This window comes from Candidatus Lernaella stagnicola, assembly GCA_030765525.1.
GTDB classification, from domain to species: Bacteria; Lernaellota; Lernaellaia; order Lernaellales; family Lernaellaceae; genus Lernaella; species Lernaella stagnicola.
In genome coordinates, this window is sequence record JAVCCK010000028.1 from 55,170 (window position 1) to 66,884 (window position 11,715).

General features: G+C 62.0%; 9 protein-coding genes. 2 read left to right on the forward strand and 7 right to left on the reverse strand.

All coding sequences use genetic code 11. The features are described from left to right. Positions 1–17 precede the first annotated feature (17 nt). Genes gspE through gspC form a run of 3 tightly spaced genes read right to left on the reverse strand, consistent with a single transcriptional unit; the run spans position 18 to position 5,234 of the window. Positions 18–1,724, reverse strand: coding sequence for a type II secretion system ATPase GspE (gene gspE / locus P9L99_13605; protein ID MDP8224395.1), 1,707 nt, complete (start codon positions 1,722–1,724; stop codon positions 18–20). Between the two features lie 6 nt (positions 1,725–1,730). Continuing rightward, positions 1,731–4,310, reverse strand: a complete 2,580-nt coding sequence (gene gspD / locus P9L99_13610) for a type II secretion system secretin GspD (GenBank protein MDP8224396.1) — start codon at positions 4,308–4,310, stop codon at positions 1,731–1,733. A gap of 42 nt (positions 4,311–4,352) precedes the next feature. Then, entirely contained in the window at positions 4,353–5,234 is an 882-nt protein-coding gene (gspC, locus tag P9L99_13615; GenBank protein MDP8224397.1) for a type II secretion system protein GspC, read from the reverse strand. A gap of 281 nt (positions 5,235–5,515) precedes the next feature. Between gspC and P9L99_13620 the strand changes: the two genes are divergently transcribed. Together P9L99_13620 and P9L99_13625 are read left to right on the forward strand one after the other, a co-directional pair. Beyond that, positions 5,516–5,932 carry an OadG family protein gene (locus tag P9L99_13620; protein ID MDP8224398.1) on the forward strand — a complete coding sequence of 139 codons (417 nt, stop codon included), beginning with the start codon at positions 5,516–5,518 and terminating at the stop codon, positions 5,930–5,932. Positions 5,933–5,956: 24 nt separating this feature from the next. Beyond that, on the forward strand, positions 5,957–7,096 hold the full coding sequence (locus P9L99_13625) for a sodium ion-translocating decarboxylase subunit beta (protein ID MDP8224399.1): 1,140 nt from the start codon (positions 5,957–5,959) through the stop codon (positions 7,094–7,096). Positions 7,097–7,166: 70 nt separating this feature from the next. On the opposite strand, the gene P9L99_13630 is transcribed toward P9L99_13625, so the two are convergent. The 4 genes from P9L99_13630 to P9L99_13645 all read right to left on the reverse strand — a co-directional run. Continuing rightward, positions 7,167–8,960, reverse strand: a complete 1,794-nt coding sequence (locus P9L99_13630; protein ID MDP8224400.1) for a phosphatidylserine/phosphatidylglycerophosphate/cardiolipin synthase family protein — start codon at positions 8,958–8,960, stop codon at positions 7,167–7,169. 100 nt (positions 8,961–9,060) lie between these two features. Next, positions 9,061–9,789 carry a sulfotransferase gene (locus tag P9L99_13635; protein ID MDP8224401.1) on the reverse strand — a complete coding sequence of 243 codons (729 nt, stop codon included), beginning with the start codon at positions 9,787–9,789 and terminating at the stop codon, positions 9,061–9,063. A 1-nt stretch (position 9,790) separates the two neighbouring features. Then, positions 9,791–11,443: a glycosyltransferase gene (locus P9L99_13640; GenBank protein ID MDP8224402.1), complete on the reverse strand. Its 1,653-nt coding sequence runs from the start codon at positions 11,441–11,443 to the stop codon at positions 9,791–9,793. Further along, positions 11,440–11,715, reverse strand: a 276-nt coding sequence (locus P9L99_13645) for a hypothetical protein (protein ID MDP8224403.1), incomplete at its 5' end; no start/stop codon positions are given. The genes P9L99_13645 and P9L99_13640, both read right to left, overlap by 4 nt.

Sequence of the window (11,715 nt, forward strand, 5' to 3'; positions counted from 1 at the left end):
GAGACGAACCGCTCCGGCTAGTCGAAATCGGCCTGGGTGACGCGCAGCACTTCTTCAATGGAAGTCATGCCAGCCAGCACTTTATCCGCACCGTCCATGCGCAGCGTGAGCATGCCGTCCTTTTCGACAGCCTGCTTTTTGATGGTCCCCGCGTCGACGTTTTGCAGCACCATTGCCCGCACGGGGGGGGTCACGCGCAGGATTTCGTAGATCGCGGTTCGGCCCAGGTACCCGGTGTTGAGGCACGCGTCGCAACCGACCGGCTCGAAGATGGGTCTGCCGTTGAGGTCTTCGGGCGCGACGCCGAGTTTCTTGAGTTGTATGGGTTTGGGTTCGACCGCTTTCTTGCAGTTATCGCAAAGCACGCGCACCAAGCGCTGAGCCATCACGCCGACCAGCGAACTGGAGACAAGGAAGGGCTCGACGCCCATGTCGACCAGGCGCGTCAAGGCGCTGGCCGAGTCGTTGGTGTGCAGGGTCGAGAACACCAAGTGGCCGGTGAGTGAGGCCTGCACGGCGATTTCCGCCGTCTCCAGGTCGCGGATCTCGCCGATGAGGATGATGTCGGGGTCTTGCCGCAAAAAGGCGCGCAAGCCGCCGGCGAAGGTCAGGTTGATTTTCGGGTTGACCTGCATCTGGCCGATGCCCCTGAGCTGGTATTCGATCGGGTCTTCGACGGTCAGGATGTTCACATCGGGCGTATTGCGGCGCACGAGGGCCGCGTACAGAGTCGTGGTTTTACCCGAGCCGGTGGGGCCGGTGACCAGCAGAATGCCGTGGGGCCGCTGAATGAGATCGAGAAGCTGGTCGAACTTCACGCCACCGAGGCCGAGGTCTTCCAGGTCGAGGCGCACCGAAGATTTATCCAGCAAGCGCATGACGACGCGCTCGCCGTGGGCGGTGGGGATGACGCTGGTACGGATATCGATATCGTTGCCCGCGATTTTGATGCGAATGCGTCCGTCTTGCGGCAGCCGTTTTTCGGCGATGTTGAGGTCCGCCATGATTTTGATACGGCTGGCGATCGAGGATTGGAAGCGCTTGGGCGGCTTCATCACTTCGTAGAGGACGCCGTCGATACGGAAGCGCACGACGATTTCCGATTCGAAGGGCTCGATGTGAATATCGCTGGCCCGCTCTTTCACCGCGCGGAACATCAGGTGGTTGACCAGGCGGATGATCGGCGCTTCTTCGTCTTCCACGTCGATCAGGTCGGGCGGTTCTTCGTAGATGTCGCCGTAGCCCTGCTCTTCCTCCAGGCTGCCCATGACCTCGTCGGTGGTGTCGCTCATCCGGTCGTAGGTCAGATTGATGGTATCGAAGATCACGCCGCTGGTGGCGACGCCGATGTCCAATTCGCCGCCCAGAAAGAGGCTTAGGTCGTCGAGGGATCCGAAGTCGAGTGGGTCGGCAACGACCACGCGCACGAGGCCGCTTTGTTCGTCGCGAGCGACGGGTAACACCCTTTTGCGCTTGGCGTAGGCGATGGGGATTTTCGAGATCAGCGCGACGTCGATTTCGTCGGACTTCACGCTTTCCACGAAGGGCAGATCAAGTTGCTCGGCGACGGCCCGCAGAACCTGCGCTTCGTCCACCAATTTCATCTTGATGAGGATTTCGCCCAGGCGACCGCCCTTGGCCTTCTGCGCTTCGAGCGCTTCGTCGACCTGCTCGCTGGTGACCAACCCCTTGTCGCTGAGGATTTCGCCGAGCCGCTTATACATCGAGCCCTATTCCCCCTGACCGAAATCGGGATCCTGGCCGTCGCCGTCGTCGGCCGCATCATCGGCAGCGCCGTCGTCGACCGCGTCACCCGCGGCACCGTCGTCGTCATAGTCGGGGGTGATGTCGAGGGGACTCTCGTCGTCGCGCTCATCATCCGGTTCGCCGTCTTGCCGCACGGAGGTGCCGCGTAACGTGGGATCGACATCGATCCCGTTGGAGTCCGAGGGCCGGAACACCCGTTCCCGCGGCTTCATTTGTCCTTCATTCAGGTCCCGCTTGCGCTGCAGGCGGTTTTCCTGACGGAAGCGTTGCAGGCGGTAGTTGGCCTGCCGCGTGACTTCTTCCAGATCGCCGTTGTCTTTGATGATGTACGGCGTGATGAAAATCAGCATGTTTGTTTTTTCGGTGTTGCGCTTGCTGGTCTTGAACAAGTAACCCAGCAACGGGATGTCGCCCAGCACCGGCACTTTGGCCTCGGCGTAGGTGATATTGTCCTTCATCAGTCCGCCGATGATCACCGATTGCCGGCTCTTTACGACCACGACCGAATCCGCGCTGCGCTTGGCCGTGGTGATGCCCACCTGCGAGGCCGAAAGGCCCGCCGGGCTTTCGGTCACGGAGGACGATTCGGTGTAGAGCGTCAGGCGCACCATGTCTGACTCGTTGATGGACGGGGTGATGCGCAGCGTAATGCCCACGTCTTGCCGCTCGACCGTCGTGGTCGGATTGTTGAAGGCGTTGGAGAAAATCTGCCCCGTGACGAACGGAATGTTGTCGGCGATGACGATCTCCGCCTCTTCGTTATCGGTCGTCAGGATGTGCGGCGTCGCCATGATGTTGACGTCGCGATCGCTCTGCAAAGCGCGGAACAACGCGCCGATGTTGGCGAAGGTCTCCCCCGCGAATTCGATCGTGCCGTCGGCCGCGCCGACCGCGAAGCCGGAGATCCCGAGCGGATTGACCGCCGCGTTTTGAATGCCGCCGTAGTTCGTGCCGCCGATCACCTGCACGCCTTCTTCGCCCGGGTCGTTGGTCGAGCGGAACTCGAATCCCACTTCCAGGCCGCGCGCCGCGGTGATTTCAGCGATCAGCACTTCCACGTATACCTGCGGCCGCTGAATATCGAGTTTGTTGATCACCTCGCGCAGAATCGCCATGTCGCGGTTGCTGGCGATGATCACCAAGCTGTTGGTCGCCGGGTCGGAGGTGATACGCACCGCGCCGTCGAAATCGGCCATGAAGCGGCCGGTCGTCTGGGCGATACCCCGGGTCGGGTTGCCCGAATTGCGGTTGACTCCGCCGCTGCCCAGCGAGGAGCCGCCGAGGCGGCTGCTGCCCCCCAGACGGCTGCTGGCTCCGAAACGGCTGGAGAGAGCGCCGGCCGCAGAACTGGCGCGCGACGAACGACCGGTGCGCGTGTTGCGGTTGCGCGCATTGAGGGCGCTCGCGCCGCCCGCGCCGCCGCCGGTCCCGGCTAGATCGGCTAAGATGCCGGCCATTTCGGTCGCGTCAGCGTTTTCCAGATACACGACGTGAATTTTGCCTTCGCCTCCGGGCAGTGGCTGGTCGAGTTTTCGCACCACGTCTTTGATGCGCCGCAGGGTGAATTTGTTGGCCTTGACCACCAAGCTGTTGGTGCGCATATCCGGGATGATGCGCATGGTCTCGCCCGCCGCGATGCTTTGCGAATTGGCCGCCCCGATGCCGGAGGCGCGTCCGGCCTTGCCGCCGCGGGCCAAACGCCGCTGGCGCAACCTGGCGCGAAGGGCGCTGGTCCGCGAAGCGGCGGCGCTGGCGCCCCGGCTGCTCGCATTCGCCTCTTCCAAAAGTTCCATGATGACGTCGGCCAACGTGTCGGCGGAGGCGTATTCGATAGGAATAACTTCCAAGAGGGTTTCGGTTCCCTCGATGTCAAGCTTTTGGATGATGCGGAACAAGCGATTTATGTTGGCCGCGGAATCCAAGATGATCAGCATGTTGCTGGGGCCGTATGCGAAAACGTTGCCCTCAGCGCTGATCAGGGGCCGAAACGCGGTGGCGATTTCCACGGCGTCCACGTTCTGTAGGGAGATCAACTGGGTAATGAATTTTTCGTTGTCGCGGCCCAAACCGCGCGTGAGCGTATCGATGGGCTGGGATTGCGCGTTGGCGCGCTTGACGATTTTATTGAGCTTGCCCACTTTCAGGGTCGTCATACCGTGGACGTAGAGCACCGATTGGAAAACGTCGTAGGCTTCCTCGGGCGTCACGCAGGTTGGCGAGATAATGGTAATTTTGCCGGTGATGGTTTTGTCGAGCATGAAGTTCTGTTTGGTCGTCGCCGCCATCGTCTTGACGATATCTTGAATGTCCGTATCGTTGAAATTCACCCGCACCAGCCCGTCGGGGCATTTATCCGGCGCGGCCGGTCCGGCCACCACGGCGGGCGTACCCTCGTCTTCTTCGTCCTCTTCGTCGTCCTGCTGTTGGGCAAACGCGACGTCCAAACCAACGAGGTTCGCCACCCCGCCCCACAGCACGAAGGATCCCAGCCAACATGCCAGTAGGAAGATGAGTAGGCGCCCCGTCTTTCGCGATAAAATCATGCTTACTCCAGCCGCTCCGACCACGCGATCGAAGCTCCCCGGTTACTTAACCGTGTAACTCAATGTCTGCCGCGACCCTTTCCGCGTCACGTCAATCGAAATATTCTTGGCCGTCCGCAATTCCTGAAACAACCGCAGACCGTCTTCCGGGCCCTTGATTTCGATGGAATTGACCCGGTGCAGAATGTCGCCGTTTTGCAGACCGATTTTTTTGTACAAACTGCTGCTCTTAATCCGATGTATCTTAAAACCGTCGATTTGCCCGTTTTCGATGTGCGGCATAATCCGCGCGCCGCGCAGCATCGACGCCATGTCCTCAAAGGCGTTCTCGATCACCTCGCTGGATACGACAAACTCGTTTTCGCCGACCTTCTTGATGCCATCGGCCACCGCCTCGCCCACCGTGCGGTTCCAACGATCGCCGGCCGAAGAGAGCCCCTCGCCCAAATCGGGAAGGGAGATGACCTTGCGCTCGCCGTCGTGCAACAACTCCACCTCGCGGGCGCGAATGGCCAGCACGTCGGCAACGTCGGCGACCGTATCCCCCACGCGAAATACGGCTGTCTCGCCGTTGTGACGCGTGTTGATCACCGCGTAGGAAAGATCCGGCAATCCGGCGATCACTCCCATGAGCACGAAATCTTCGCTGCCGATCGTCGGGCCGGAATCCCGGGCGGTAAAGCCCGCCTCCAGGTTGACGCCGGCCGAATTAAATAGGCTGCGCTTCAAGACTATGTCGTAGACGTTGATCGAAGTGTACGCCGAACCGCCGGCGGCCGCCGCGGCCAGATTGACCGTCGGCGCCGTGACGATTTTCCCACGAATGTAGATGGACACTGCGTTCGCCGCCAGGTAAGCGCATAGCGCTAACACCACAAGGCGCACGACCCACAGGTACTTCTTTATGTACTCCAGGTACAACATCTTAAGGTTGTTACACTCCTACCGTCTTTCCCCCTCTGGAAAAGCCGCCGAACGATAACAAGATGCATCGCTTTTTGCAAGGGACCGAAGCCGTTTCCGCACCCCCGGGGCGCACCTAATTTCAGCATCTTGGACACGCCGGATGAGGGTGGGTTCAATTCGGAATGACGCTTTCGTTTCCGGTGTAACAATCGCGTCTTCCCGCATGCGCTCGCTCCCTCAAGCGAAAACAAACCGCCACGACCGCGACATGCTTGCCCGCAGGCCGGTGCCGGAGTATAGTGGCGCGCAAAATTCGACCGGAAGCGAAGGACGCCATGAACCCCGAGGATCCGCATTTCGGCCTGATGATGACGATGATCGGCATGGGTACCGTTTTCACGGCGCTAATCCTGCTGGCCGTTTTTACCTACATTTTCAAAAGGTTATTTTGCCGAGGCGAATCGGAAACGGTAACCGCCGAACCGACGCCGAGTGCGCCTGAACCACCGCGTGCCGCAGCCGAACCGCCCCCCGCGGCGCCGGTCGACCCCGTATTGCACGCCAAACGAAAACGCGTAGCCGCGATCGCCGTGGCGTTGCTCCTGGCAGCCTCCGGCCAAGTGCGTCCCTTATTCAACCCCAAGCCGGGCGAAGGCCGCTCTTGGCGGCAGACCTACCGCCAGCGCGTATTGTTCGGCGGCCGGCGCCGACGCTAAGTCACCGCATCACGGGAGATTTCCGTGCAAAGCCTTCTCGAACTCTTTGATTCCACCGGCATCGCCCATCTAGACGATGTGCGATTTCTAATCATGATCGGTATCGGCCTGGTGTTCATTTACCTGGCGGTCACCAAGAACTATGAACCCCTACTGTTGGTGCCCATCGGCTTCGGCATGATTCTCACGAACATCCCGTGGGGATTCGACGAAACCGGGCAGCTCATCACGCTGCTGGCGGACCCGCACAGCCCGTTCCACTGGCTTTACCTCGGCATCACGCACGAGATTTACCCGCCGCTGATTTTTCTCGGCATTGGCGCGATGACCGATTTCTCCTTCATGATTTGCAGTCCGCGCCTCGTGTTGCTGGGCGCGGCGGCGCAAGTCGGCATTTTCGGCACCTTCCTCGGCTCACTCGCCCTCGGATTTACTGCCAAAGAGGCAGGTTCCATCGGCATTATCGGCGGCGCCGACGGCCCCACGGCTATCTATGTCACCAGCCTACTGAACGCCGATTTCCTCGCGCCGATATCCATCGCCGCCTATTCCTATATGGCCCTAGTGCCGATCATCCAGCCGCCCATCATGCGCCTGCTGACCACCCGCAAGGAACGACTGATCCGCATGCCGCAACCGCGCCAGGTCTCGCGCCTGGAACGCGTCGTGTTCCCGATTGCGGGCCTGCTTCTCACGTGCCTGCTCGTGCCCAAGGCGCTGCCGCTTCTGGGGATGCTGTTTTTCGGCAACCTGCTGAGTGAATCGGGCGTCACCGACCGTTTGGCCGTCACGGCGAAGACATCGTTTATCGACATCGTCACGATTCTGCTCGGCCTGTGCGTGGGTGTGTCGGCCAACGCGCAGACCTTCCTGACGACCAAAGCGTTGATGATCTTCGGCCTCGGTGTCGCGGCCTTCTGCGTGGCGACGGCCGCGGGCATACTTTTCGCCAAACTGATGAACCTGGTCACCAAAGACAAGATCAATCCGCTGGTCGGCGCCGCAGGCGTCTCCGCCGTGCCCATGGCCGCGCGCGTGGTCAACACCGTCGCCCTGCAAGAAGACCCCTCGAACTTCCTGCTCATGCACGCCATGGCGCCCAACGTGGCGGGTGTTATCGGCTCGGCGGTTGCTGCGGGCGTGTTACTGGCGTTTTTGCTGTAGTTCGGCCCTCGCCCCAGGCTGAAGTAGCGACGAGCGCGCTCACGATTTAATTTTTCCGATATTTTTCGCGTTAGAAAAACAGTTCGAAGCTGCGCGCGAATTCCATCGTCGTGCGATGTTCGCGGTAGGCATCGCGCATGAACGTGGGCGTCACCTCGACGGCGTCCCGGCGGTGTGCGGCGAAGCGCGCCAATTCGTCCTCGGCGATGCGGCGATCGAAAATGTTGACGAGGTTTTCCGACTCGACAAAGCAACTGCGCGTCGAGAGGTTGAACGAGCCGATCATCGTCAGTTCGTCGTCGATGAGAAACTCTTTGGCGTGCAAATAGGGCTGCTTTTCTTCCTGCTCCGGCGTGCCGGGGTTCAAATAGATCTTGATTCCGGCCTTGAGCAGCCGCGCGAAGTAGTTCAGCGAAACGAAGTATCCGGTCGACCAGTACAGCTCCTGCCCGGCGGTTTGCGAGTTCGTGATGATCTGCACATCGACGCCGCGCTGCGCCGCATCGAGAAGCGCGTCCAGCAGCAAACCATCGGGCAGCACCAGGTACTGCGAGTAGGCATAAACCCGCTTGCGCGCCATTTGAATGGCGGTGACCAGGGCGTTGAGCGTGTAGTATTCGCCCCGCCACGGGCGCGACTGCACGAACTGAACGTCGGAAGGTCCCGCCGTTTTCAATCGCGGTCGCAAGTCTGCCACGGTCGGCGGCTCGGCGGTTTCGGCCAATTCCAGGAAGCTGCGCACGAAGCCGCGCTGCACCTGCTTGACCACCGGCCCCTCGAGCAACACATCCACGTCGATCCACGGGGCGAAGTATTCGTCGGACAAGTTGCGGCCGCCCACGATGGCGCGGCGCGCGTCGGCCAGGAGAATCTTTTCGTGAATCGCGTAATCGAGCAGCGGAATCGCGGGCAAGCCGCCCGGGCCGCGATAGGCCTGTTGGCGCCAATCGCCCTCCGAGGAGTTCTCCCCGAAGAAATCCTCACCCAGAGAATCCTTGATCATCTTGACCAACCACACGGCGGCGGGCGCCGATTCGCTTTGCGGCGCAAGGCCGCGTTTGCTGAACAAGCTGCCGCCGAACAACTCTAGATTGACGTTTTGGCGTTTCCAGGCGCGCAGATGCTTTTGGACTTCCTCGCCGCTGAGCTTCGCTCCCAAGGTGAGCCCCTGATCCTCCAGGAAGCCGGCGATTTCCGCCAAAATGCGATGCGCCGAAAGCCGCAACGTGCTGAGCATCGCGCCGGGTATCTGGGTGCCTGCGTTAAGCAAGACGTTGGCTTCCACGCCCTTATCCAAGCGCGGCAATAGCGCCTCGTACACCTGCCGGCCGATGCCGGTGATGGCGAACACGTAATTCTGCAGGTTGATCTGCCGCTTCGCGCTCTCGATCAATTCCAACCGCCGGGCCAGAGCGGTCTCGCCGTCCCACAGCACCTCGACGGCGTTGCCCGGAACGATCGGCGCGTGCGCCAGTTTGGCCAACGTCGCGCGGTTTTCCGGGCTGTCAATTGAGCCTTCGTAAGGTGGACGGCGGTAGGTAATTCTCAGGTGGGTTTTCGCGCGCCCGGTGTAGCCCTCGGAGTCGCGGGCCCGTAGTGTCAGCTCGTATTCGCCGGGATCGATCAGGGGGGGGATCGCCAGCGACGTTTCGTAGAAACCCTCGCGCGTCGCATTGATGATCTGGCCGCGCACCGGCCGCAACGAGCGCGGCGCGGCGTTGGGCACTTGCGAGCCGACCAATTCCACGTTCTTGATCGCCGCATCGTGGACGGTCGTAATGGCTTCCGCGGACAGGCGCGCCCGTCCGCCCCGGTTGTCCAGATCCGCCGGCTCCACTTTCATGTTTTTGATGATGACGTACATTACGACGCCTCCCCATCACCAACGGCGTCGGTGCGCCCTCCGGCGCCGCTGCGTCCAACCCCTTCGACAGTAGCGGGTTTCCCCCGACGTGGCCAGCGCGTCAGGCGAGCCAAGCCGAGAAATCGCGGTCCAGCAGCTTCGATAAACGCGCGACGGGCTCGGCGTACAACTCGCGCAACATGCCGCGGGCAGGACTGGAAATGCGGTAGGGCGGCATCACGTTTCGCAGGTCGGTGATTTCGTCGGTCGACCACGTGGACGCGGGTGACGGGTCCACATCCAGGAAGCGAAACAGTTTGCGCAGGTAGCCGCGATTGTCGGCGCGCATGGCGTCGAATTCCTCGATGAAAAAGTTTTCGGGCGCAAACACGCCGAACCATCGTTCCAGGCAGGCCGCATAATCCCCGCGCTCGCGCGACTTTTGGGAGAGGCAGTGAGCGAGCACCTCTTCTTTCGACAGCGAATCCACGGCGCGTCCTTCGATCTTGCAGAATTGCATCAAGGCGTGCGACACCGCGCGGTCGATCGGGTTGCGCACCGTGAACAAAATGCGCAAATCGGCTTTGGCGTCGCGGATTCGGCGAATCACATCGACGGGTAGCAGGGCGTAGGACGGCGTGATCTCGCCACAGCGTACCGCGGGACCATGCCCCTGGAATAAACCCAGATACCACGCCAGGTCCCGCTTCCAGGTGCTGGAGGCGTGGTCGGCGTCCCAAAAGTGGATTTCCTTGTGAAACGGCAACACCAATTGCGGGTGTTTTTGCAGCGTGTAATGCAACCACGTGGTGCCCGTGCGCTGCGCCCCGATACCCAGGAAATCCAGCATGTCAGTCGTCCGGGGCGTAGAGCCGCACGACCGGCAATCCCGCCGCCCGCAGCGGCCGGCTTTTTTCCCACAGCATGGGCTCGGCGGCGTCGGAGGAAAGCACGACAATGTCGACACCCTGCTCGATGGCCGCACTCGGCGGGGCGATTTTGACACCCGCGATGTCCTGGCCCGCGCGCCGCGGATCGTCGTCCAGAATCAACGCGATTTCGAGACCCCGCTCGGCGAGTCGGCCGAAATACGGCGCCAACTTGCGCGTGTGTTGCCCCCCACCGTACAACGCCGCGCGCAGCGGTCGTTCAGGCCACGGCGCATGAGCGCGCACCTTACGAAGAACGCGATCAGCCGGCGACGCGCTTTCGTCCTCGTCGGCGCACCCTTCCAGAAGTACCCGGAAAGCTGCGGCGTATTCGGGCATGACCTCGCGCCACACCGGCAACGCGACGCGCGCGAGTCGTTTTTGGAGCGATGACCGCGCCCCGACCTGGTCGATGATTGATTGGTAAAACGCCACCCGGCGCGCCGCCATTTTTTCCGGCGCGAAAACGTCGCGGACCCGATCGAAAGCGCGGCGGCCCAACGTAGCAGCGCGTTCGGGATCGCCCAGCAGCGCGATCATCTCCGTGGCGAGCGAATCCGGGTCTTCCGGAGCGACCGGCACGCCCGCCTCGCCGATCATCTCGACCATGCCCGAGTCGCGGCCGACAATCGCCGTGCGGCCCGCGGCCATGGCTTCCAGGCACACGTTCGGGAAATTCTCGAAAATCGACGGAAACACGCAAAACAGCGCCGCGCGGTAGTACTCGTACAACTCCGCGGGAGGAATGTTCTCGACAAAATGGATGCGGGATCGAAACCTCGCGTCGATGCGCTCGCAGAGATACTCCTTCATGGAGCCGCCGCCGGGCCGCGTCGTCGTGTCGCCGCCGACCAACACCAGTTCGGCATCCGCGAATTCACCCAGCGCCCGCTGCGCCGCGTCCACGAGGGTGATCACGCCCTTGCGCCGCTCCAGCCGCCCGACGTACAGCATGCGCCGGCCCGTCGGTGGGGCCGCTTCGTCGAGCACGCCGTCGGCGAAAAAGGGATGATGCACGACCGTTACCGGCGCCGCGAGCGCCACGCCCGCTTCCACCCGCACGGCCATGGGCGAACAGGGCGCACAAACCCCGTCGGCGAGGGCCAGTTGCAGCTTCTCCAACAAGGCCCCCGGCAGGGGCGGCTGGCCGTTGAGTTCCTGCAGCACCCACGTGGGGGTGTGACTGTTGACGACCATGGGCACGGTCCACTGCCAGTCCAGCGCCAACATCCAGCCGGGCGCCTCCCACTCGGGGAACTCGACGACATCTAGTTCGTGGTCGGCCGCCCATTCCAACAACGCGCCGCGAAACAGCGAAGCCACCTGGAACCATGCCTGGGCCGCGGTCCACGATCCCTGAAATCCGGCGTGTTGAATTTCGGTTGGCTCGAACGGCTCTCGATGCACGGTCACGCCCGGCGGATCGGCGTGCCGGTCGTCTGTCCCGGTGCGCACGGTAAACACGTGTACCTCGTGTCCGGCTTCGGCGAACGCCCGGCTCATCTGGTAGACATACGTGCCCACACCACCGCCGAAAAACGGTGGGTATTCCCGCGAGACCATGCCGATTTTCATGGCTGCGCCTTGTCGTCCCGAGTATAGAAGCCCGTGACGTAAATGCCCTTCTCGCGCCACGGGGCGACCTTCTCCAGCATCTGCGTTTCCCAGCGGTCGGAACTAACGACGATGGCGTCGATGTCCAGCTCGCCCGCCTCGCTCAGCGGCCGCACCGGCACGCGCAAAATGCGGCTGCCGATCGCATCGGGGCTTTCATCCAGAATCGCCACGATGTCCACGCCGACGATGTCCACGCTGCCCAGCAGTTTGAGGGTGTGCCGGCCGGCGCC

Bases quoted from the DNA above. Each gene is read 5' to 3' on its own strand.
- gspD (MDP8224396.1), bottom strand. From the start codon at position 4,310: ATGATTTTATCGCGAAAGACGGGGCGCCTACTCATCTTCCTACTGGCA.
- gspC (MDP8224397.1), bottom strand. From the start codon at position 5,234: ATGTTGTACCTGGAGTACATAAAGAAGTACCTGTGGGTCGTGCGCCTT.
- gspE (MDP8224395.1), bottom strand. From the start codon at position 1,724: ATGTATAAGCGGCTCGGCGAAATCCTCAGCGACAAGGGGTTGGTCACC.
- P9L99_13635 (MDP8224401.1), bottom strand. From the start codon at position 9,789: ATGCTGGATTTCCTGGGTATCGGGGCGCAGCGCACGGGCACCACGTGG.
- P9L99_13640 (MDP8224402.1), bottom strand. From the start codon at position 11,443: ATGAAAATCGGCATGGTCTCGCGGGAATACCCACCGTTTTTCGGCGGT.
- P9L99_13630 (MDP8224400.1), bottom strand. From the start codon at position 8,960: ATGTACGTCATCATCAAAAACATGAAAGTGGAGCCGGCGGATCTGGAC.